Source organism: Salinisphaera orenii subsp. halophila YIM 95161 (assembly GCF_003732545.1).
Taxonomy (GTDB): Bacteria; Pseudomonadota; Gammaproteobacteria; order Nevskiales; family Salinisphaeraceae; genus Salinisphaera; species Salinisphaera orenii_A.
On record NZ_AYKF01000013.1, the window covers coordinates 1 to 22,700 of the forward strand.

At 68.0% G+C, this 22,700-nt stretch carries 19 protein-coding genes, 4 tRNA genes, 1 pseudogene and 1 riboswitch; of the genes and pseudogenes, 2 read left to right on the forward strand and 22 right to left on the reverse strand.

The genetic code is table 11. The features are described 5' to 3' along the window. From SAHL_RS01735 to SAHL_RS01780, 10 genes and pseudogenes are all read right to left on the reverse strand, one after another. Positions 1-414, reverse strand: a pseudogene (locus SAHL_RS01735) (hypothetical protein); the annotation flags it as partial. Between the two features lie 99 nt (positions 415-513). Next, positions 514-608, reverse strand: a riboswitch (cyclic di-GMP riboswitch). 694 nt (positions 609-1,302) lie between these two features. Next, positions 1,303-1,379: transfer RNA gene (locus SAHL_RS01740), tRNA-Arg, on the reverse strand. A 370-nt stretch (positions 1,380-1,749) separates the two neighbouring features. Continuing rightward, positions 1,750-1,842, reverse strand: a tRNA-Ser gene (locus SAHL_RS01745). A 353-nt stretch (positions 1,843-2,195) separates the two neighbouring features. Next, positions 2,196-3,470: an aspartate kinase gene (locus SAHL_RS01750; RefSeq protein WP_123589699.1), complete on the reverse strand. Its 1,275-nt coding sequence runs from the start codon at positions 3,468-3,470 to the stop codon at positions 2,196-2,198. 66 nt (positions 3,471-3,536) lie between these two features. Beyond that, entirely contained in the window at positions 3,537-6,152 is a 2,616-nt protein-coding gene (alaS, locus tag SAHL_RS01755; RefSeq protein ID WP_184947179.1) for an alanine--tRNA ligase, read from the reverse strand. 82 nt (positions 6,153-6,234) lie between these two features. Next, positions 6,235-6,540 carry an MTH1187 family thiamine-binding protein gene (locus SAHL_RS01760; protein WP_123589700.1) on the reverse strand — a complete coding sequence of 102 codons (306 nt, stop codon included), beginning with the start codon at positions 6,538-6,540 and terminating at the stop codon, positions 6,235-6,237. 91 nt (positions 6,541-6,631) lie between these two features. Then, positions 6,632-7,102, reverse strand: coding sequence for a regulatory protein RecX (locus tag SAHL_RS01765; protein ID WP_123589701.1), 471 nt, complete (start codon positions 7,100-7,102; stop codon positions 6,632-6,634). Between the two features lie 15 nt (positions 7,103-7,117). Continuing rightward, a complete protein-coding gene (gene recA / locus SAHL_RS01770) occupies positions 7,118-8,203 on the reverse strand; it encodes a recombinase RecA (RefSeq protein ID WP_123589702.1) in 1,086 nt (361 codons plus the stop codon). Between the two features lie 64 nt (positions 8,204-8,267). Next, positions 8,268-8,804 (reverse strand): 2'-5' RNA ligase family protein, encoded by a 537-nt coding sequence (locus SAHL_RS01775; RefSeq protein WP_123589703.1) that lies wholly within the window; start codon positions 8,802-8,804, stop codon positions 8,268-8,270. A 3-nt stretch (positions 8,805-8,807) separates the two neighbouring features. Further along, complete coding sequence (locus SAHL_RS01780) at positions 8,808-9,317, reverse strand: CinA family protein (RefSeq protein WP_123589704.1); 510 nt, start codon at positions 9,315-9,317, stop codon at positions 8,808-8,810. Between the two features lie 116 nt (positions 9,318-9,433). Between SAHL_RS01780 and mutS the strand changes: the two genes are divergently transcribed. After that, complete coding sequence (mutS, locus tag SAHL_RS01785) at positions 9,434-12,046, forward strand: DNA mismatch repair protein MutS (RefSeq protein WP_221177784.1); 2,613 nt, start codon at positions 9,434-9,436, stop codon at positions 12,044-12,046. Between the two features lie 168 nt (positions 12,047-12,214). Here mutS and SAHL_RS01790 read toward each other — a convergent pair whose 3' ends face one another. From SAHL_RS01790 to SAHL_RS01825, 8 genes are all read right to left on the reverse strand, one after another. Next, the gene (locus tag SAHL_RS01790) at positions 12,215-12,460 is read right to left on the reverse strand and encodes a DUF2970 domain-containing protein (protein WP_123589705.1); all 246 of its coding nucleotides are present in this window, start codon (positions 12,458-12,460) and stop codon (positions 12,215-12,217) included. Further along, positions 12,457-12,963 (reverse strand): DUF2505 domain-containing protein, encoded by a 507-nt coding sequence (locus tag SAHL_RS01795; RefSeq protein ID WP_123589706.1) that lies wholly within the window; start codon positions 12,961-12,963, stop codon positions 12,457-12,459. Before SAHL_RS01795 ends, SAHL_RS01790 begins: the two co-directional genes overlap by 4 nt. An 87-nt stretch (positions 12,964-13,050) precedes the next feature. Further along, on the reverse strand, positions 13,051-14,466 hold the full coding sequence (locus tag SAHL_RS01800) for an ABC1 kinase family protein (RefSeq protein ID WP_123589707.1): 1,416 nt from the start codon (positions 14,464-14,466) through the stop codon (positions 13,051-13,053). A 186-nt stretch (positions 14,467-14,652) separates the two neighbouring features. After that, positions 14,653-14,728: transfer RNA gene (locus SAHL_RS01805), tRNA-Met, on the reverse strand. An 83-nt stretch (positions 14,729-14,811) separates the two neighbouring features. Then, positions 14,812-15,903: a redox-regulated ATPase YchF gene (gene ychF, locus SAHL_RS01810; protein ID WP_123589708.1), complete on the reverse strand. Its 1,092-nt coding sequence runs from the start codon at positions 15,901-15,903 to the stop codon at positions 14,812-14,814. After that, entirely contained in the window at positions 15,903-16,493 is a 591-nt protein-coding gene (pth, locus tag SAHL_RS01815; protein WP_123589709.1) for an aminoacyl-tRNA hydrolase, read from the reverse strand. The genes ychF and pth overlap by 1 nt, the downstream gene beginning before the upstream one ends. Before the next feature lie 39 nt (positions 16,494-16,532). Further along, complete coding sequence (locus SAHL_RS01820) at positions 16,533-17,246, reverse strand: 50S ribosomal protein L25/general stress protein Ctc (protein ID WP_123589710.1); 714 nt, start codon at positions 17,244-17,246, stop codon at positions 16,533-16,535. Positions 17,247-17,401: 155 nt separating this feature from the next. Next, a complete protein-coding gene (locus SAHL_RS01825) occupies positions 17,402-18,355 on the reverse strand; it encodes a ribose-phosphate diphosphokinase (RefSeq protein ID WP_123589711.1) in 954 nt (317 codons plus the stop codon). Between SAHL_RS01825 and SAHL_RS17430 the strand changes: the two genes are divergently transcribed. Beyond that, complete coding sequence (locus SAHL_RS17430; RefSeq protein WP_123630907.1) at positions 18,354-18,578, forward strand: hypothetical protein; 225 nt, start codon at positions 18,354-18,356, stop codon at positions 18,576-18,578. The genes SAHL_RS01825 and SAHL_RS17430 overlap by 2 nt on opposite strands. Before the next feature lie 78 nt (positions 18,579-18,656). On the opposite strand, the gene SAHL_RS01830 is transcribed toward SAHL_RS17430, so the two are convergent. The 4 genes from SAHL_RS01830 to SAHL_RS01845 form a co-directional block, all read right to left on the reverse strand. Continuing rightward, positions 18,657-18,731: transfer RNA gene (locus tag SAHL_RS01830), tRNA-Gln, on the reverse strand. 341 nt (positions 18,732-19,072) lie between these two features. Further along, the gene (locus SAHL_RS01835; RefSeq protein ID WP_123589712.1) at positions 19,073-20,218 is read right to left on the reverse strand and encodes an MFS transporter; all 1,146 of its coding nucleotides are present in this window, start codon (positions 20,216-20,218) and stop codon (positions 19,073-19,075) included. Positions 20,219-20,284: 66 nt separating this feature from the next. Next, positions 20,285-20,911 (reverse strand): lipoprotein insertase outer membrane protein LolB, encoded by a 627-nt coding sequence (gene lolB / locus SAHL_RS01840; protein ID WP_123589713.1) that lies wholly within the window; start codon positions 20,909-20,911, stop codon positions 20,285-20,287. Then, positions 20,908-22,683 carry a tetratricopeptide repeat protein gene (locus SAHL_RS01845; protein WP_184947183.1) on the reverse strand — a complete coding sequence of 592 codons (1,776 nt, stop codon included), beginning with the start codon at positions 22,681-22,683 and terminating at the stop codon, positions 20,908-20,910. The genes lolB and SAHL_RS01845 overlap by 4 nt, the downstream gene beginning before the upstream one ends. Positions 22,684-22,700: the final 17 nt, after the last annotated feature.

Here is a 22,700-nt window from a genome sequence, read left to right on the forward strand (position 1 = left end):
GTCGTCCGTGGAGTCGTCGGAACCACTGTCCGCGGAATCGCCGGAGGAATCATTCTCCGGCGCATTCGGTGACTGATCCGCGACATCGTCGGCCGGCGGCGTGACGACCACTGTGCCACCGTCGGCGGCGTCATCGTTTCTGCCGGAATCGGAGCCATCGCCGTCATCCGGAGCCGTGGACGGCGTCTCCTCGGGAGTGGAAGACGAGTCATCATCGCCCACCGACTCTTCCGGGTCGGGCGATTGGCTTTCCTCGTTCGCCCCCTCCTCGTCAGCCTCGGCCTCCTGCGACGCCGGCGGCGTATCGGTCGCGCCGCCATCATCGTCGCTGCCGCCGCCCCCACCGGAACCACAGCCGAACAGCATCAGCGTCGACAACAAAGCCACGACACCCCAGGACATTCGAATACGCATGCGCGAAACCACCTGTTGGAGGTTTCCGACAGACGTGTTTGGGCACGCGCCATGTGCGGAAACCTTGATTGCTCAAGTGTTCGCCGTATGGCGTCTGCCAACGGCAGCCCGGCGGTCGTGACCCGCGGTCGCCCGCGCGCTTTAGATCCGTGGCTTTGCGTCCCTGCCTTTCGACAGGTTTGCCCTTGTCATGCGGTTGACGGTTCGATGATCTCTCGACCAGGTCGACGCTTGAGCCGACCTCGACGGCGCGAACCATCGTTTCGAAACGAAAATCGTATCGCCTCCCCCACTCGTAAAGCGTTATCGGCGGATATTGCGATCTCTGAACGACGAATCGCGAGGGTCGACGATCGATCCTTCTTCGCTGCACGTCGATACGTCTCATGACCAGCGTCGGCTGCTGGTACCGCTGGAATGGCCACGAACACCGGGGCGACGTCTGTCAACGCGTCGCGAGATCGAGAGGAGGGTGACGGCGCCCTCGGCGGGCCAGAGCCGTATGTCGGGCCGGGGATTGCCTTGTGCGACCCGGCACGGTTGCTGCGAGAGGGCGGTTCCCGCGCGTAACGTTTCAGGCTAAAACAATCCGGGCCTTACCATGCCGCGTTTTTACCGCCAGACACGCCCGATCGGCGCCGCCTCACGGATATGCGCACGGCGGTCGGCCAGCGACCATGGAACAACATTCGTGGCGCGCACGATGCCGGATCGGACGCGGGCACATCGGTCCACAATGCGGTGACACGCCTGGCTTCAGCCCCGTCGCCGCGAACCACTGGATGTCTGGGCTTCGCTCTCGTATGCGGATGAGAAGCTGGGGCTATCAAGCCTCTCGGCTATAGCCATAAAAAAAGCCAAACGCCGAGGACGTTTGGCTTTCTATACTGGTGCGCCCGGGAAGATTCGAACTCCCGACCTTGCGGTTCGTAGCCGCACGCTCTATCCAACTGAGCTACGGGCGCTTTTGCTTTTTCCGACCGGCGTCAACTCAAACCATTGACTCCAAAAAGGTTATCAACTGTTTCGAGCGCGTCGCCCGTCGAGAGATCGTGATTGTACGCGAGCTTGAAACATGGGTCCAGTGCTGTATCGCGCGACCGGACGACTGTTTGAACACCCATGTCACCCAACGCCGCGCCTTCGCTCCGCCCCTGCATGCTCGACAGCCGGCGCCGCGTCAGTCGGCGAGCCGCGCGCTGTTTCTACACTGCTCGCACACCAGCGGTTGCCGTCACGAACGACGCGAGGTGAACTCACACCCGCAATTGGGACGATAGAGACATGGGAAACCACGGAGAGCCCTCACGGACTCGGTACGCCACCCGGAAGGAATGGCGGAGAGGGAGGGATTCGAACCCTCGAAGAGGCTATAAACCCCTTACTCCCTTAGCAGGGGAGCGCCTTCAGCCACTCGGCCACCTCTCCCGTATTCCATACCACGCCGCCGACGTGGTTGCCGGCCTCATCCGATCCCGTTTCGACCGATGACCGACATCGTGACGGGCCGTCTCGATTACAAACGAACCCGCTGCGCGAGGCGCAAGACTATATCGACTCGGACACTGCGGGTAAACCCCCGTATCGGCCGAGACGGGTCCAGCGATCCCGCCCCGTCCGCTCGGAACACTGCAACGGGACCCACCGGATCTGACGTGATCGCCGCAGGGCGGGTCGAATCGTCGCGCGGCTCGAGAGCCACGGAGCGCAACATGCGCGTCCCGCGCGGAGCGCTCGCTGCAAACGCGGGATCGAGAGCGCCCGATCCCGATCCGCGACGTCTAGTCCTGATCCGCCGTGGGCGTGAGTTCCGAGTCGACCCGCTGCGGTTCCTCGTCCAATTCGAACTCGTCGTGCAGTGCGCGTACGGCGAGTTCGAGATACTTGGTCTCGATCACGATCGAGATCTTGATCTCGGTCGTCGAGATCATGCGGATATTGATGTTCTCGTCGGACAACGCCTTGAACATGCGGGCGGCTACGTTGGCGTGCGAGCGCATGCCCACGCCGACCAGCGAGACCTTGGTGATGCCCGACTGGCCCGAGACTTCACGCGCACCCAGCTCCTTTGCAGACTTTTCGAGCAGTTCCTTGGCTGCATCGAAGTCGCGGCTGTGCACGGTGAAGGTGAAGTCGGTGAGCGTGTAATCGCTGCTGGAATCGCCGGAGACGTTCTGCAGGATCATGTCCACTTCGATGTTGTGCTCGCCGATGGGCCCCAGCAGCGAGTAGGCGATACCGGGCCGGTCGGGGACACCGAGCACAGTCAGCTGGGCCTCGTCCTTGGTGAAGGCGATGCCGGAAATGATCGGTTCTTCCACTTGATCCTCCAGGGTGATGAGGGTACCGGGGCCATCGTCGAAGGTGGACAGCACGCGCAGCGGCACACCGTACTTGCCGGCGAACTCCACCGCGCGGATCTGGAGCACCTTGGAGCCGAGGCTGGCCATCTCGAGCATCTCCTCGAAGGTGATCTGCTCCAGCCGGCGGGCATTGGGCACAACGCGCGGGTCGGTCGTGTAGACGCCGTCCACATCGGTATAGATCTGGCATTCGTCGGCACCGAGGGCCGCAGCCAGCGCCACGGCGGTCGTGTCCGAGCCGCCCCGCCCCAGGGTGGAGATCTCGCCCGACTCGGTGATGCCCTGAAAGCCCGCGACCACGGCGACGTTGCCCGCGTCCAGCGCACTGCGGAGATTGTCGGGCTCGATCCGCTGGATGCGCGCCTTGGCGTGGGCGTCGTCGGACACGATCGGGACCTGCCAACCCGTGAACGACTGCGCCTCGGCGCCGAGGTGGCGCAACGCCATGGCCAGCAGCGCGATGGTCACCTGCTCGCCGGTGGAGAGCAGCACATCCATCTCGCGCGCCACCGGACGGCCATCGAGCTCTTCGGCCAGCCCCTGCAGGCGATCCGTCTCGCCGCCCATCGCCGACACCACCACCACGACCTCGTCGCCGTTGTCGCGATAGCGTTTGACCTTCTCGGCGATGCGCTTGATCTTGTCGACCGAGCCGACGGACGAACCGCCGTATTTCTGGACTATCAGTGCCATGGACTTGTCGATTCCCTCGCCGGGCGCGGTGCCCGCGCCGTGAATTGAACGATCCCGAGGCCTATCCTACGTCGCCAGCGCCCGTTCGACCCAGTCATAGACGCTGGCCAGCGCGTCGTCCAGCCGCTCCGGCTGACTGCCGCCGGCCTGGGCCATGTCCGGACGCCCGCCGCCCTTGCCGCCGACCTGCTCGGCCACGAAATTGACGAGATCGCCCGCCGGCAGCGCACCGCTCTGGGATTTCGACACACCGGCGATCAGGGCCACCTTGCCGCCATCGGCCGCGCCCAGCACCACTACGGCGTTATCGAGCCTGTTCTTGAGCGAATCCACGGTGTCTCGCAGGACCTTGCGATCGGCGCCGTCCATGCGCCGCACCACCACCCGGGTACCACCAATCTCGCGCGCGCTGTCCGCGAGATCGTCGCCCTGGCTGGCGGCGAGTTTCTGATTCGCGGCGTCGAGTTCCCGTTCGAGCGCGGCCATGCGCTCCAGCGTGCGGTCGAGCTTGTCCTCCAGTTCCGCGGGCGCGGCCTTCAGACGCGCGGACACGCGCTGCTCGCGGGCCGCCAGCTCCTGGACCCGAGCCAGCGCCTCGACACCGGTCACGGCCTCCACGCGCCGGACCCCGGCGGCGACACCACGCTCGTCCGTGAGCTTGACCAGACCCAGAGCGCCGCTGGCCGGCGCGTGCGTGCCGCCACACAGCTCCACGGAGTAGTCGCCGAAGCGCACCACCCGCACCTCTTCGCCGTATTTCTCGCCGAAGAACGCCAGCGCACCTTCGGCGATCGCGTCGTCGTAGCGGCGCAGATAGAACTCGCCGCCGATGTTCTCGCGCACCCGGGCGTTGACCTGTGCCTCGATATCGGCAAGCACTTCGGCCGAAACCGGCTCGTAGTGGGCGAAATCAAAACGCAGCCGCTCGGGCGCGACCAGGGAGCCCTTTTGACGCACGTGCGAGCCCAGCGTCTCGCGCAGCGCCGCATGCAGCAGATGCGTGGCCGTGTGATTGAGTTCGGTAGCATGTCGGCGCGCGGCGTCGACCCGGGCGGCCACCGCCGCACCGGCCTCGAACGTGCCCTCGGCGACCCGGCCGAAATGCAGGAACACGCCGTCCTGACGGCGGGTGTCGCTGACCTCGAAGCGCAGGCCCTCGCCCGCGATCACGCCGGTATCGCCGACCTGGCCGCCGGACTCGCCGTAGAACGGGGTCCGATCGAGCACCAGAACGCCCTCGTCCCCGGCCGTGAGCGCATCCACCGGCGCTTCGTTCTGCACCAGCGCGACGACCCGGGCCGACGCCTCGGTGTCGGTGTAGCCGAGAAACTCGGTCGCCTGACTCAGATCCACCCGCGCGGTGTAGTCGGCGCCGAACTGGCTCGCCGCCCGGGCGCGCTCGCGCTGGGCCTGCATCTCGGCGTCGAAGCCGCGGGTGTCGAGCGTCAGCCCTCGCTCGCGGGCGACATCGTTGGTCAGATCGACCGGGAAGCCATAGGTGTCGTAGAGCTTGAACACGGTCTCGCCCGGGATCTCGTCTCCCTCCAGGCTCTCGATCGCATCCTCCAGAATGCGCATCCCCTGGGCGAGCGTGATCGCGAAACGCTGCTCCTCCTGTTCGATCACGCGCTCGATCTGCGCCCGGGAGTCCGCCAGCTCGGGAAACGCCTCGCCCATGAGCTCGACCAGCGGCGCGACCAGCTTGTAGAAGAAGGCATCAGTCGCCCCGAGCTTGTGCCCGTGGCGGATGGCGCGCCGCATGATCCGGCGCAGCACATAGCCGCGGCCTTCATTGGACGGCATCACACCGTCGGTGATCAAAAAGGCGGTGGCGCGGATGTGATCGGCAACGACCTTGAGCGAAGCCAGCCGTTCGTCGCCGGTCGCCGCGTCCACCCTCACGGCATCGGCGGCCGCGCCTATCAGCGTCTGGAAGACATCGATGCCGTAGTTGTCGTAGGTGCCCTGCAGCACGGCGGCGACCCGCTCGAGGCCCATGCCGGTGTCGATCGACGGGCTCGGCAGCGGCTTCAGTTCGTCGTCGGCCTGGCGGTCGTACTGCATGAAGACCAGATTCCAGATCTCCACGAAGCGGTCGCCGTCCTCTTCCGGCGTGCCCGGCGGGCCGCCCGGCACATCCGGCCCGTGATCGTAGAAGATCTCCGAGCACGGCCCGCAGGGGCCGGTGTCGCCCATCTGCCAGAAATTGTCCTTGGCGCCGATCCGCGAAAAACGATCAGCCGAGACGCCGATGTCGTTCAGCCAGATATCGGCGGCCTCCTCGTCCTCCTCGTAGATCGTCACCCAGAGGCGTTCCGCCGGCAGTCCGAGTTCGCCGGTGAGAAATTCCCAGGCGAAATGGATGGCCTCGCGCTTGAAGTAGTCCCCGAAGCTGAAGTTGCCCAGCATCTCGAAGAAGGTGTGATGGCGCGCGGTGTAGCCGACGTTCTCGAGGTCGTTGTGCTTGCCGCCCGCGCGGACGCAGCGCTGGGAGGACACCGCCCGCGCGTAGTCGCGCGTCTCGCGGCCGAGAAAGACGTCCTTGAACGGCACCATGCCGGCGTTGGTGAACAGCAGCGTGGGGTCGGAAGCCGGCACCAGAGACGATGACGCCACGAAGCGGTGCGCGTTATTCTGGAAATACTCGATGAAACGCGCACGCAGGGCGTTGGTGGTCATCATGGCTAGCCGCGTCTCCCGAAAAGGCGCTACGTAAACAGCGCGCTAGTCTAGCAGAGCCGTTCCGACGGCCGAAGCGATACCGTCACCGAACGTCGCTGTCGCCGCGAATGCTGGCGATCTTGTCCGCGTTGGTCTGCTCCCGATCGGTCCGGCTACCCACCTTGATGGTGGTGAACACGCGCGGCGCGCCGAGGTCGTGGATGGTCTGATGGCACTCCTTGAACGCCGCGAAGACAGCATCCCACTCGCCCTCGACGTTGGTGCCGTAGGCGTGCAGTTGCGGATTCAGACCCGCAGCCTCGAGGATCGGACCACAGGCCGCGATATAGCGCGAGACGGAGACGCCCTCGCCGAGCGGGATGACACAGATTTCCGCGGTGACGCGCATGGTTCGGCTCCGATGAACAGGGCATGCCCATCATGCCATCGCCGGCCCGGCACGGGTTCATTCGAATCGGCCCGGCCGCGCGGGGCGCCGTTCAGTCGTCGAAAGCCGCCCGCAGCTGGTCGGCATCGAAGCCGCGCCGCTGCAGAAACCGCATCTGCTTGGCGCGCGCCGGAAAATCGTCGGGCAGCGCGACACCGAAACGCTTGACGCGCGCGGATTCGGCCAGCGCGGACCAGTCGACGTCAGCCTCGTCGATCGCGCTTTCGATCTCGGCGTCCGCGACGTCGAGTGCGGCCAGTTCGGCGCGGATGCGCACGGGGCCGATGCCGCGGGCGGACTTCGCGGCGACTACCGCCCGGGCGTAACGGGCGTTGCTCAGCAGGCCGTCATCGATCAGCGTGTCGAGCACGACCTCGACGGTCTCGGCGTCGTGGTCTCGCTTTTTCAGTTTGGCGGCCAGCTCGGCGCGGGCGTGCTCGCGCCGGGCGAGCAGATCCATGGCCTGCCGACGAGCCGCCAACCGCGCATCCCGATCGGACTCTAGGTCGCCCTCCGCCTGCATCAGCGCCGCCCTCGATTACGCCTTGCCGGAGGCGCTCTTGTCGTCCGCGCCGAGCAGATCGGCGTCGCCGGCGGCTTCGGATTCGGCTTTCTCCTCGGATTTCTTGCGCTTGGGCGCCGGCATCAGCTTCGCGCGCAACTCGGCCTCGAGCTTCTGCGCGATCTCGGGGTTGTCCTTGAGGAACTGGCGGGCGTTGTCCTTGCCCTGGCCGACCCGGTCGCCGTTGTAGGAATACCAGGAGCCGGCCTTCTCGATGAGGTTGTGGGCCACGCCCAGATCGATGATCTCGCCCTCGCGCGAGCTGCCCTCGCCGTAGAGGATCTCGAACTCGGCCTTGCGGAACGGCGGGGCCATCTTGTTCTTGACGACCTTCACGCGCGTCTCGTTGCCGATCACCTCGTCGCCCTTCTTGATCGAGCCGATGCGGCGGATATCCAGCCGGACCGAGGAATAGAACTTGAGCGCGTTGCCGCCGGTCGTGGTCTCCGGGCTGCCGAACATCACACCGATCTTCATGCGGATCTGGTTGATGAACATCACCGTGGTCCCGGTGCGCTGGATGTTGGAGGTGAGCTTGCGCAGTGCCTGGCTCATCAGCCGGGCCTGAAGACCGACATGCGAATCGCCCATCTCGCCCTCGATCTCGGCCTTGGGCGTCAGGGCCGCCACCGAGTCGATCACCACGATATCGACCGCGGCCGATCGCACCAGCATGTCCGCGATCTCCAACGCCTGTTCGCCGGTATCCGGCTGCGAGATCAGCAGGTTCTCGATGTCCACACCCAGCGCTTCGGCATAGGTCGGGTCCAGGGCGTGCTCGGCGTCGATGAAGGCCGCGGTGCCGCCGGCCTTCTGTGTCTCGGCGATCGCCTGCAACGTCAGCGTGGTCTTGCCGGACGACTCGGGACCGTAGATCTCGACCACACGGCCACGCGGGTAACCGCCGATGCCGAGCGCGATGTCCAGCGACAGCGAGCCGCTGGAAATCGAGGCGACATTCGAATGGTCCACGTCGCCCATGCGCATGACCGATCCCTTGCCGAACTGGCGCTCGATCTGCGTCAGCGCCGCGGCGAGTGCTTTCTTGCGATCTTCATCCATAAGTCATCTTTTGCGTTGACGGCGCCGCCGGGGCGCGTGGATCCTTCGTGACCGGCGCATTATTTCACACCCCGGCACGCTTTATCGGCCGCGGTGTCAGCGGCCAGTAGCCCCGGCTCCGGTAGGCACCGGAGCGGGCGCCGGCCGCGCTTTCCACCAGATGAAAACCGGTCACCGGCCATGGCAATGGTGCGATGGCCGTCCGCGCCGGCGGCTCCGCTCGGCGCGCGATCGTGACGTGGGGTATGAAGGCCGCAGAATCAAGTCCTTCGGGGGCCAGCAGCGAGGCCAGCTCATGCAGCGCCGACGGCGGGCTCGCCGGCCCGAGCCAGGCGACACCCGCCCGCTCGAAGCCGCCGCAGCGATCGAGCATCAGGGCGAACGCCGGCACCCGGATCGCCTCCGCCCGCCGCACGAGCGCCCGCGCCTGCGCGGCATCGCAGAGCCCGTGGTAGGCCAGCGTCATGTGCAGACGATGGCGTGCAATGCGGCGACCGCGTATCGCCAGCGACGCCGCCCGGGCGTCGATGTCAGTAGCGGTCGCTGCGTCCGGCCACAGCGCGAAGAACAGTCGGCCGCCACGCGACCCGGACCCAGCCATCGGTTATTGCGCGTCGACGCGCTCGCGCAGGCCCACCAGCGCGGCGAGCACGCTCTCGCGACGCACCGCGGCGCGATCGCCGTCGAAGGCATAGCCCACCACGTCGGGCGCGTCGCCCCGGGCCTGCCAGCCGATGAAGACCGTACCGACCGGCTTGTCATCGCTGCCGCCGTCCGGGCCGGCCACGCCGGAGACCGCCACGGCCCAGTCGGCCGGGCTGTGCGCCAGCGTGCCGGCCAGCATCGCCTCGACCACGGGCGCACTGACGGCGCCGTGCGCCTCGATCAAGGCGGCGTCGACGCCGAGACAGGCCTGCTTGGCGGCGTTGGAATAGGTCACGAAACCCCGCTCGAACCAATGCGAACTGCCGGCGCGATCGGTACAGGCCGCCGCGATCAGCCCGCCGGTACAGGATTCGGCGGTGGCCAGCCGCTGGCCGCGCGAGGGCAGCAGGGTGGCGAGCTGCTCGACCAGCTCGGCGATGGACTGGTTCGGGTCGTACGATGCGATCATCTACGCATTATGCCAACACCGGCGCCTGCGAAAAGGCGCCGCCACGCCTACAATCGGCGCTCGGCGGAGCGCCCGAACCGCTCCGCCGCCCACGCAGCCTGACCACGAGCCCGCCGATGCCCGAGCGCAGCCCCCGGACCCGCGCCGAGAACCCGCCCGAGTCCGCGCATACGCCGATGATGCGCCAGTACCTGGCGATCAAGGCCGACTATCCGCACATGCTGTTGTTCTATCGCATGGGCGATTTCTACGAGCTGTTCTACGACGACGCGCAGCGCGCCGCCGATCTCCTGGACATCACCCTGACCGCACGCGGCGAATCGGCCGGCGCCTCGATTCCGATGGCCGGCGTGCCCTACCACGCGGCCGAGCAGTATCTCGCGCGTCTGCTCGATCGCGGCGAGTCGGTGGCGATCTGCGAGCAGCTCGAGGCGCCGGGCGCGAGCAAGGGCCCGGTGCGTCGGGAGGTGGTGCGCATCGTCACGCCCGGCACCGTCACCGACGAGGCGCTGCTGGATGCCCGCCGTGCGAATCTGATGGTCGCGATCGCCCCGGCCCGGCGCGCCATCGGCCTCGCGGTGCTGGAGCTCGCGCGCGGCGACCTCGCCGTGACGGAGGTCGCCGACGAGACCGCGCTGGCGACCGAGCTGGCGCGGCTGGCCCCCAGCGAGATCGTGATCGCCGAGAACAGCGCGCTGGCACACCCGCCGGCGGGCGCGGCCGTGAGCGAACGCCCGGCCTGGCTGTTCGACGCGGTGTCCGCGCGCCGCAAGCTCACCGCCTTCTTCGACGTGGCCCAGCTGGACGGATTCGGCTGTGCCGACAAGCCGCGGGCGATCGCCGCCGCCGGCGCCCTGCTCGACTATGTCGAGACCACGCAGCAGGCCGCGCTGCCGCATATCGCGGCCATGCGGACCTATTCGGTCACCGACACCCTGGTACTCGACGGCGCCACGCGCCGGAATCTGGAGATCGATCGCAGCGCCACCGGCGACACCCGCCACAGCCTGGTCGGCCTGCTCGACCGCTGTGCGACCGCCATGGGCGCGCGCGCCCTGCGCCGCTGGGTGGCCGAGCCGCTGCGCGACTTCGACACGCTCCGGCACCGTCATCAGGCCATCGACACGCTTTCCGCGGGCCGCCACGATCCGCTGCACGCCGTGCTCGCGGAGATCGCGGACGTGGAGCGGATCGCGACCCGCATCGCGCTGCGCTCGGCCCGCCCGCGCGATCTGTCCGGACTGTCGATCGCGCTGGCCACGCTGCCGCGGGTCAAGGTGCATCTCGCCGATCTCGACGCCCCGCTGCTCGCGCAGCTCGACACACGGCTCGACCCGGTGACCGCGGTCGCCGACCTGCTGGAGCGCGCGATCGTCGACAATCCCCCGGTGGTCGTGCGCGACGGCGGCGTGCTCGCCGCGGGGTTCGACACGACCCTCGACGAGCTGCGGGAACTGTCGGCCAACGCCGACGGCTTTCTTGCCGAACTGGAAGCGCGCGAGCGCGAGCGGACCGGCGTCGACACGCTCAAGGTCGGCTACAACCGGGTGCACGGCTACTACATCGAGATGGGCCGAACGCATGCCGACAAGGCGCCGACCGACTACCAGCGCCGGCAGACGCTCAAGGCCGTCGAGCGCTACATCACCCCCGAGCTCAAGCGCTTCGAGGATCAGGTCCTGTCGGCCCGGGAACGCGCCCTGGCGCGCGAAAAGGCGCTCTATAGCGAACTTGTGGACACGCTCGCAGGCCATCTGGCACGCCTGCAGGCGATCGCGGCCGCGCTGGCCGAGATCGACGTGCTCTGCGCGCTGACCCGCTGCGCGCTGGATCATCGCTGGGTCGCGCCGGTGCTGGAGGACACCCCGGGCATCGCCATCACCGGCGGCCGTCATCCGGTCGTCGAGCGCTTCGCCGATGAGCCCTTCGTGGCCAACGACACGCGCCTCGACGAGGACTGCCGCCTGCTGCTGATCACCGGCCCGAACATGGGCGGCAAGTCGACCTATATGCGCCAGACCGCGCTGATCGTACTGCTGGCGCACATCGGCAGCTACGTCCCGGCCGATGCGGCGACCATCGGCCCGCTGGATCGCGTGTTCACGCGCATCGGCGCCGGCGACGACCTGTCCGCCGGCCAGTCGACGTTCATGGTCGAGATGAGCGAGACCGCCCAGATCCTGCATCACGCGACCGATCGCTCGCTGGTACTGCTCGACGAGATCGGCCGCGGGACCTCCACTTACGACGGTCTGGCGCTGGCGCGCGCGGTCGCCGAGCGGCTGGCCCGGCACAACCGGGCCTACACGCTGTTCGCGACCCACTACTTCGAACTGACCCGGCTGGCCGACGACTGGCCGGCCAGCCGCAACGCCCATTTCGAGGTCGCCGAATACAACAGCGGCGGGCAGCAGAAACTGGCGTTTCTGCATGCCATCCGGCCGGGTCCGGCCTCACGCAGCTTCGGGCTGCAGGTGGCCGCGCTGGCGGGCGTGCCGCGGGGCGTGATCCGCAACGCGGAAAAGCATCTGGCCGAGCTCGAGTCCGCCGACCGGGCCGAGGCCGGGCCCCAGCTGGGCCTGTTCGAGACGGCGCCGACCGAGGATGCGCGGACAAACGCGCCGGATCCGCTGCGCGAGGCGCTGGCCGAGCTGGAGGCCGATGACCTGACCCCGCGCCAGGCGCTGGAGGCGATCTATCGCCTGAAAGGCCTCGCGGACACGGAATAGAGGCCGAGTACACGCTCTACCGCATGCGCCGCCACCGCCGGCGCGGCGATGCGGGCTTAAGACGCCCGGCTGGAGAAACACCGCGCGACCGCGTCGGCGTCTCGCAACCATGTCCGCCGGCCGCGGACGCACCGCCCGGCGCGCGGCATCATCGAACGCGTGGGCCGTCTACGCGTCCGCCATCGCCATGGCCAGCCAGACCGCGCCGACCAGGACCAGCACCAGCAGCGCGGTCGCCAGCAGCCCCAGCACAATGAAGTGACTCGCCCGGCCGCGGGTGAAGTCGCGCTCGCGATTGGCGCTGGACTGCACTCCGAAGAACGCCGCGAGCACGCTCATCCAGCTCTGCCACAGCGTCGGCGGGCGCTGCCCGTCGTCGCTCTCGCGGTCATCGTCGCGGTGCCGGGCGCTCATGCCGCAGGCTCGGCGTAGTCCGCCGCCATGGCGCGCGAGACTTCGAGATCGTCGCGCACGCGCCGCGTGATCGGCTCGGCGACGGCCTTTTCGATCTTGGAGCCGAGCAGCGGCACCTCGGCATCGATGTCGAAGCGCAGGTCGAGCCGCGCGGTGCCGCGATCGTCCCGTAGCCGCAGATCGATCGTGATCGCGACCGGCGTCTTCTCGATATCGATGTCGATACGGCCGTGGCCGGCGTCCAGCTGCCAGACATCCGTCTGCTCGAGGATCAGGCGGCTGCCGATACGCTTCCTGAGCAGATCCGGCAGCGACATCGCCGCGGCCTCGAGGGCGTGAAGCACCGTGATGGAGAAACGATCGCCCGCGCGATCACAGGCCACGATCTCGGGCGAACGCCCACCCAGGCGCTCGTACTTGGCCACGTAGTAGTCGCGGTCGCCGAACATGCGGGCGACCGTATCCACGTCGTGGTCGAAATCGAACGATTCCTCGAATTTCATCTGCGGCTTCTTCCGTGCAAACGGTGATTGACGGGAGGGCGGCGACGCGCCCGGCCCATTCCAGGGCGCGGCGGTGCGCCCGTGACCTCATTGGGACTGTCGATGCTCGCGCTCGTGCTGTACGTCCTCGCGCTCGAGATAGTGGGCCAGCATCGGCCGCCCCTTGATCTCGGCGTCCAGCACCGCCAGCAGCACGAACACGCCGCCCATGCGCCGGTGGAGAAACACGATCTCCCGCGGCGGGATCCGGAACCAGCGCGAGATCGCCGCATCGGAGATCGCCCGCGAGACGCGGAACGGCAGGTCGGACTCGCCCCAGCGATAGGCGCCGTCGGCGGTAACCAGCGCATCCGGCGGATGCCGTCCGAACGGCTCGATCACCAGCATGCCCACGCGGGCGAAGGCATCGAAGACGTGCTGCGGCGAATCCCGGCGCAGCAGATTGATGCCGATGGCGCCGTCGATGAGCTGCTCGGCGTCCTCGTGAAAGGCGCCGGTGACCACCGCGTAGTAGGAGCCCAGAAAACGCGGCGCGAACTCGCGGGTGGCGCCGAAGTCCAGCAGCACCAGCTGGTCCGGGCCCTCCGAGTTCAGCCGGATCTTGTAATTGCCGAAGTGCGGGTCGGTCTGGACCATGCCCCACACGAAGAACTCGCGCAGGAACAGCTCGAGGGCCTGCTCGCCCAGCGCGTTGCGGCGCGCCTGGTCGAGCTGCTTCACCGCCTCGCTCTGGACATGATGCGCCGACTCGTAGGACGTCACCAGCACGGTCTCGGTGGAATATTCAGGAAAGACCTCCGGCACCACGAAGCGATCGTCATCGGCGAGCCGCTCGGCGAATTCGCGGGTCATGCGCAGTTCGCGGTCGTAATCCACCTCGCGATAGATCATCTCCCGCACTTCCTCCATGATCGCGTTCAGCTCCATGCCCTTGGGCACGAGCCGGGCGAGACGCACGATCTGCGTCAGCGTGCGGATATCGCTGTCGATGGCATCGGCCAAGCGCGGATACTGAACCTTGACGCACAGCTCGCGACCGTCCGAGCGCCGCCATGCCCGGTGCACCTGACCCAGCGAGGCCGCGGCCAGCGGTTCGGGGTCGATCTCCAGCTCGTCGAGACGACGACGCCCGAGCCGCTCGACGACCACGGGCTCCAGATCCGACCAGGCCACCGGCGGGCTGTCGTCCTGGAGGCTGCGCAACACCTCGATGGCCTCGGGCGGCATGAAATACTGGCCGTAGACCGACAGCATCTGCCCGACCTTCATCACGCTGCCCTTGAGCTGGCCGAGTTCGTCGGCCAGGAACTGTGCCTGCCGGACGTAGAAATCACGGTTGCGGGCTTCGCGGTCGGCCTTGTTGCGGAACAGGTTGCCGAGCGTGTGGCCGGCGTACTGCGCACCGGCGACCATCCCCATGCGGGCCATGGCCGCATTGCGGTCAAACGAGCCGGTCTTGAGCTTGAGCGGTTTTTTACGCCCGCCTTTCGATGGATCAGCCATGCCGTGTGTCGGATGCCCGCAAAGCTGCGAGTCTATCAGCTTGCCCGGCGCGCTTGGCATGGGCGAAAACGCGTAGTCGCGAAGACAGAGCCCGGCAGGCCACGACGGGCGAAGGCAGGTTCCCCCACGGCTCCCCCGAACCGAGGGGGAGCGTGCGGGCCAGGCGCCGTAAGCCCCTGATGATATTGGTGGCTATGGCTGGATTTGAACCAGCGACACCAGCATTATGAATGCTGTGCTCTAACCCCTGAGCTACATAGCCGGAAAGCCGCGTAGTTTCTTCGCCCGGACATATCCTGTCAAGGCTTGCCGGCAGATGATTTCAGTGGCTGCCGGCGGCGAGATTCAGACGTTGAATCGGAAGTGGACGACGTCGCCTTCCACCATCCGGTACTCCTTGCCTTCGAGGCGTTGACGGCCGGCCTCCTTGGCCCCCTTTTCGCCCCTGAGTTCGACGTAGTCGTCGTAACCGATGACCTCGGCGCGGATGAAGCCACGCTCGAAATCGGTATGGATCACGCCGGCCGCCTGCGGTGCGGTCGCGCCGCGGCGCACCGTCCATGCCCGAACCTCCTTCGGACCGGCCGTAAAGAAGGTCTGCAGGCCGAGCAGTTCGTAGGCGGCCCGGATGACCCGGTCCAGACCCGGCTCCTCCAGACCCAGATCCGCCAGGAAATCCGCCTTGTCGTCGCCGTCCAGCTGGGCGAGCTCGCCCTCGAGCGCGGCACACACCGACACGACCGGCGCGTCCTGGGCACTGGCGTATTCGCGCACCCGATCGAGCAGCGGATTGTTCTCGAAACCGCCTTCGTCAACGTTGGCCACGAACAGCGCCGGCTTGGCCGTGATCAGGTGCAGCTCGTGCAGGGCGGCCCGGTCGTCGTCGCTCAGATCCATCGCGCGCACCGGTGCACCGGTGTCCAGATGGTCGCGCACGCGCGCGAACAGATCCGCGTTGCGCCGCGCCGTCTTGTCGCCCGACTTGGCCGCCTTGGTCGCCCGCTCGGCCGCGCGCGTGGCGGTGGCGAGATCCGCCAGCGCGAGTTCCGTGTCGATGGTCTCGATGTCGGCGATCGGATCCACGCGACCGGCGACGTGCATGACGTCGTCGTCCTCGAAACAGCGGACCACGTGCAGGATCGCGTGGGTCTCGCGGATATTGGCGAGGAACTGGTTGCCCAGCCCCTCGCCCGCCGAGGCCCCGGCCACGAGCCCGGCGATGTCGACGAACTCGATGGTCGTTGGCAGCGTCTTTTCCGGCGCGGCGATCTCGGCGAGCGCGGCCAGGCGCGGATCCGGCACCGGCACGACCCCCACGTTCGGATCGATGGTGCAGAACGGATAGTTCTCGGCCGGGATCTCCGCGGCCGTGAGGGCGTTGAACAGCGTCGACTTGCCGACGTTGGGCAGGCCCACGATTCCCACTTGAAGTGCCATCAGTCACTTACCGCCTTGCGCGAATTCAGTTGCTGGGCGCCCCGGTTCCAGGTCGAGGCGAGCACGGTCTCGACGGCGTCGGCCGCCGCCACGAGGCCCGCCTCGATCGCGGCCTGCTCATCGGCCGTCGGCGTGCCGAGCACGTGCGACAGCACGCCCGCGGCGTCACCGGGGTGCCCGATGCCGACCCGCAGCCGATTGTACTGGGAGCCGATCACGCGGTGGATGTCGCGCAGACCGTTGTGCCCGCCGTGGCCGCCGGATTCCTTGAGTCGAACCGTGCCCGGCGGCAGATCGAGATCGTCGTGCACGACCAGCAGCTCGGGCGCGCTGATCTTGTGAAAGGCGCACAGCGGCTGTACCGCCGCACCGCTGACGTTCATGAACGTCGCGGGCTTGAGCAGCCACACCGTGTCGCCGCCGGCGCCGTAGCGCGCCAGCTCGCCCTTGAAGCGTTTCTCCGATGAGAACGACAGTCGCCAGCGCGCCGCCAGCACGTCGGCGAACCAGAACCCGGCGTTGTGACGGTCCCGTGCATGATCGGGCCCGGGATTGCCCAGGGCCACGATCGCACGAATGTTCTCGCTCACGCGCTGTCGCTCCGAACCGGGCCGGACGAGGATCCGGGACTACTTGTCCTGATCGCCCTCGTCCTCGCCGTCGTCCCCGGCTTCCGAGTCGTCGGACTCGCCGTCGGCGTCCTCGCCCTCTTCGGCTTCGGCGGCCTCGGCATCCTCTTCTTCCAGCTCGATGGCGGCACGCGGCACCTGGACGGAAACGACGGTCAGATCGTTCTGATCCTCCTCGTCGCCCATCAGATCCACGATCTGCACGCCTTCCGGCAGCACCAGCTCGCTGAGATGGATCGAGTCGTTGAGCCCGAGCTTCGAGCAGTCGACCTCGATGTACTCCGGCAGATTGCGCGGCAGGCACTCGATCTCGACGTCGTTCATGTTGTGCTGAATGACGCCGTCCTCGTCGACCACACCGGGGCACTCGTCCTCGCCCGCGAAGTGCAGCGGCACGCTCATGCGCAGCGCCTCGCCCGCGACGATGCGCAGGAAATCGGCGTGCTCGATGAACGGCTTGGCGGGATGCCGCTGAAGGTCACGCAGCACCGCCTCTTCGGTGCCACCGCCGGCGACGTGAATCTTGATGATGTGCGAGAAGAACGCCTCGTTATCCAGATGATGGTCGAGGTCGTTGTGCTCCAGGCTCAGCATCACCGGATCGCCGTTGCCACCATAGATGATGGCCGGCACCTGGCCGGCACGGCGCAGGCGGCGGTTCTCGGCGCGGCCCTTGGCCGTGCGTTTTTCCGCGTTCAACTCGAAGGCTTCCATATCGATTCGCTCCAGTCGATGTGCACCGGCAAACCACGCCTTGCCGGGTCGAACAATGCTTGCAGGCCGCGACGATCGGTTCCGCCGCGTTCAAAAGACCGCGTAGTATACGCGCTTGCGCGGCGAATGCCGAGCCGCGACCGAAAAATTCGCAATCAGTCCACGTACAGCGTGGAGACCGACTCCTCGTTGCTGACACGGCGGATGGTTTCGGCCAGCAGCGCGGCGATGTGCAGCTGTCGGATCTTGCCGCACGCCGCCGCATCGGTCGACAGCGGGATGGTATCGGAAACCACCAGCTCGTCGAGGCGGGAATTGCTGATGTTCTCCACCGCCTTGCCGGAGAGCACCGGATGCGTCACGTAGGCGCGCACCCGGGTAGCCCCCTGATTCTTGAGCGCATCGGCCGCCTGGCAGAGCGTGCCCGCCGTATCGACCAGGTCGTCGACCATGATGCAGCTCTTGCCCTTCACGTCGCCGATGATGTTCATGATCTTGGCTTCGTTGGCCTTGGGCCGACGCTTGTCGATGATCGCGAGATCAGCCTCGTCCAGCCGCTTGGCCAGCGCCCGAGCCCGGACCACCCCGCCGACGTCCGGTGAGACGACGATGAGATTGTCCTCCTTCTGGCGCCAGATATCGCCGAGCAGCACCGGCGAGGCATAGACGTTGTCGACCGGCATGTCGAAGAAGCCCTGGATCTGGTCGGCGTGCAGATCGACCGTGAGCACACGGTCCGTGCCGACGGCGCCGAGCAGGCTGGCGGCGACCTTCGCCGAGATCGGCACGCGCGCCGAGCGCGGACGGCGATCCTGGCGCGCATAGCCGAAGTAGGGTATGACGGCGGTGATCCGCCCTGCCGATGCACGATGCAGCGCATCGATCATCATCAGCAGTTCCATGAGGTTGTCGTTGGTCGGCTGACAGGTCGACTGGACCACGAACACGTCGCGCCCGCGTACGTTCTCCTCGATCTCGACGGCGACCTCGCCGTCGGAGAACTTGCCGACACTGGCCTTGCCCACCGGCAGCTTGAGATAGCCCGCCACATCCCGGGCCAGCGCCGGATTGGCGTTGCCCGTGAAGACCATCAATCGGGAGTCCGTCATGAATTACCGCCGTTTTTCAATGATGTCTGGACCGCGTGCCGGCGGCGTGCCGTCGAATGCCACCGGTCCTGAAGCGACCGGGGCTCGGCGCGGGCCGTTGCTCTTCCCTGGACGCGCGCCGGATGCCGTGGCTGTTCGTCAATTTTTCCTGGCTGCGGCGGCGAGACGATCCGTGGATTGTCACGTCCTCGACCCGTCGGACCCGAACCGCTTCACGCGGTGATCCGGGCTCGCCGACGCGCGTTCGGGACACCGTCGGATTGTCGCTCCGCCACCCCGCCGTGTTCGCGACGGATGACAATGGCTGGGGCGGCAGGATTCGAACCTGCGAATCACGGGATCAAAACCCGATGCCTTACCGCTTGGCTACGCCCCAGTGGAATCGCAGCAGCGGCTTCGACCGGACGTCACCGCTGACTTGAACAGGCGCGTATTCTCTTTTCCCGTCTCATCCGTGTCAATTCAGCGACACTGCATCGCGAAGCCGCAGCGCATCCGGCAGCCGTGTCCGAGCGCCGTGCCGGCCCGCAGCACTCGCGCACCGGCGCCACCCGCGCTTAGCGGCGGCGCCGAGCCGGGCATTCATGCGATCGGGTGTCGGGGCGGACCGTCGGCTGCGCCCGACCGGGGGGATTGGTTTTCAGTGTCCGTACCGACCCGCCACAGACGCGAGCCGCGCCGTCATCGATACGCCATCAGTAGTCGCGCTGGCGCGAGTCACGCCGAAGCGCGCCGCGGCATCCGCAGGACGAGCAGCATCGCGATCAGGCCACCGATCGCCGCGCACCAGAGCGGCGCGCGCACGTCCCACCACTGCGCCAGCGGCCCCACGGCCATGACCCCGACCGCGCCCAGGGCGTTGGCGAGCCCCAGGGCCAGCCCGGAGCCCAGCGAGCGGTTTTCGGGCAACAGGTCCTGGGCCACCAGGATGGTCAGCGGCAGAGTGGCGAACAGCACGATGCCCAGGGCGGCACAGATCAGCCAGAGCCAGACCCCCGCGGCCTGCGTGAACAGCCCCAGCAACACCGCGGCCATCGCCATCGTCGCCATCAGAATCCGGCGCGTGCCGAAACGATCGGCGAACCAGCCGCCGGACAGATTGCCGACCACACCGACGACCAGCAGGACGGTGAGCAGGCTGGCACCGACGGTCACGTCGCCGCCGGCCTCGACCCAGATCAGAGGCATGAAGGTGACGAGGCTGAATATCATCAGGCCGCGCAGGGCGCAGTAGCCCACCAGCAGCGCCAGCGGCCGCGCGTTGCGCCGCCAGTTCAGGCGCGGCGCATCGGCGCGTCGGGCCGGCAGCCTCGGCGCGGCCCGCAGGACCAGCGGCACGGTCGCCAGCCCGGGCAGCATCATCAGCCACAGGTGGCCGCGTCCGAGCCCGACGGCGAGGGCACTCGCCAGCGCCGGCCAGACGCCGCGGCCGATCTCGCCGCCGACCAGAAACGCCGACATCGCGCCGCCCGGCCGGTGCACGGCGAGTCGCCGCACCCCCGCCAGCGCCTGCGGATGAAACAGCGAATTCGAGATGCCGATGATCACGAGCACGACCACCAGCGACACGATGCCGTCCACCCAGCCGATCAGCGCCCCGCCCAGCGAGGAGCCGAGCAGGCCGGCCGCGATCAGCGCGCGGCCGCCGAGCCGATCGGCCACGAGGCCCACGAACGGCTGCAGGCCCTGACCGATGAGCAGCGCACCCATGATCGAGCCCGCCAGCCCGACCGACAGATTCAGATCGATCAGAATCAGCGGCAGCACCCCCGGCAGGAAGTTGGCGGCCCCGTCGTTTAGGAAATGGGCCCAGCCGAGCGCGGCGAGGCGAGCGCGATGCGATCCGTCGTGAGCCTCCGTCATGCCCGGTCGCGCCACCGCCACGGCCGTGCCGCGAACGGGGCCTGCCGGCCGCTGCCCGCGGGACGATCAGGCATCCGGCGCGCTCGCCCCGCCGATGTCGAACCAGCGATCGACCACCAGCCGAATCCGGGTCTCGCCGTTATCGAGCACGATGCGCTCGGGCAGCGCCGGCGCGCCGTCGGGCTCGGCGTACTCGGGAAACGCGATCTTCCAGCCGTCCTGCTCGAGCGCGACCAAGCGCCCCTGCGCATCGACGCTGATGCGATCGTAGCCCCCGGGCGCCGGCAGCCCCCGGCCCCAGTAGCGCAGCGGCTCGAGGGGGAAGGTCCAGCCCAGCGTCCGCTCGACCAGCGCGTCCGGCTCGGTGGTGACCATGCGCCGGTCGCCGGTCCGGATCACCACGCGGTCGAGCGTGCCCGAGGCGCGGAAGCCGCCGGCCCCCATCGGGCCGGACAGGCGGACGTCGAAATCCTCGCCGTTCTGACGCCAGTTCAGGTTGCCGGTCCAGCCGAGCAGCTGGCCCGTGGCCACACGCCCCTGCAGCGCCCAGGTCTTCAGTTCCGCCAGCGTTTCACGGTGCGCCTGCCAGGCCGCGGCATCCGCTACCCCGGGCTCGGCCTCGGGCGGCTGACGGATCACGGCACAGCCGGCCAGCAGACTGACCAGCGTCACGAACAGAAGAAGATGTTTCATGGCGCGTTTCCTTGCGAATCGAGACGCTCGACGGTCTCCCGCAGGATCGGGTGGTTCGGGTTGTCGGCGCGCGCATCCTGCCAGATGCGGCGCGCGGCCTCCCGTTCGCCCTGTTTCCAGAGCACCTCGCCGAGATGCGCGGCGACCTCGGGATCGGGATAGTCCGCGTAGGCCCGCTCGAGATAATCCCGCGCGGTGTCGAGGTGGCCCATCCGGTACTCGACCCAGCCCATGCTGTCGAGAATCGCGGGGTTGTCCGGATCCGAGGCCAGCGCCTGCTCGATGTAATTGCGCGCGACGTCATAGCGCTGACTGTGATTGGCCAGCAGATAACCGAGCGCATTGAGTGCCCGGGCGTCGTCCGGCTCGGCGTCGAGTACCGCCTGCAGATCAGCCTTGGCGGCGTCGATGCGCCCCAGGCGCTCGTAGGCGAGCGAGCGACCATAGCGCAGCTCCAGACTCTTCGGCGCCGCCGCCAGCCCGGCGTCATAGACGGCGAGCGCGTCCGCGGGTCGATTGGCCTCGAACAGCAGCTGGCCTTCCGCGGCATAGAGCTGGTCGGTCATTTCAGGATAGGTCTCCCGCAGCGACGCAAGCCGCGCCCGCGCGCCGGCCATGTCGCCCTGCGCCCAGATCATGCGGGCCGCACGCACCTGGGACTCGAACGCATGACTGCCGTTCTCGACCCGCTGATACCACTGCTGGGCGCGGGCGGGATCGTCGTTGCGTTCGGCGATGCTGCCGAGGTAGTACGCGGCATCGTCGGGGCGATCGCCGGCGTCGTATAGACGCCGAAAGGCCGTCGCGGCGCGCTCGAGATCGCCCACGCTGAGCGCGAGCACGCCCAGGCCGTAGCGCGCATCGGCATTGTCCGGCGCCAGCGCCAGCGCGCGATCGAAGGCGTCCAGCGCGGCCTCGCCCTGATCCGCCTGCACCATCAGACGCGCCAGCGTCAGGTGGTACTGCGCCCGACGCGCGTCGTTGCCGGGCAGTCCGGAAATGAGCGCCTGGGCGCGGTCGGTCTCGCCCGCACGGATCAGCACGCCGGCCTGCAGCAGGACCGCGCCGTCCCACGCCGGCTCGAGCCGTACGGCCCGCTCGGCCGCGTGCGAGGCGACCTGCTCACGCCCGTAGCGCAGCGCCACGACGCCGAGCGCGTGCTGGGCGGGCGCGCTCTCGGGGTGGCGCTGCGCGATGTCAGTGAGCGTGTCGATGGCCAGGTCCGCCCGGTCGTTCTCCCCCGACAACAGATCGGCGAGCAGCTGATAGCCGGTCCGGGTCGACGAGGCCGCCGCGACCAGGCTGCGCGCGTACACCGCCAGCCCGCTGGCGTCGCCGGTGGCGAGTGCGAGTCGCGCAGCGGTGCGCTGGGCATCGAGCGAATCCGGCTCGGCCGCCGCCCAGGTGCCCGCGGCGCGATACGCCAGCTCGGCCTCGCCGGCGAACAAGGCGATCTGCGTGGCCCGCTCGGCGAGCTCGCGGTCATTGGAATAATCGAGCGCGGCCACATATTCCCGTGCCGCAACGTCGCGATGCCCGCGCTGGATGGCCATTTCGCCGGCCAGCACGTGATACTCGTAGGCACTGCGGCGACTGGACTCGGGGGTGGCGACCGTCGCCGCGTCGATGCGCATGCCTTCGACGCTGTCGGACGCGGGCTGGCCGGCGCAGCCGGCGAGTGTCAGCGCGGCGGCCAGCACGAAGGCTCGAATGGCGCGTGGCGACCGGACGATCCGCGCCGGAGCCCCTGGATTGACTTGGAATAACGGCATGATCCGATGATACCGCG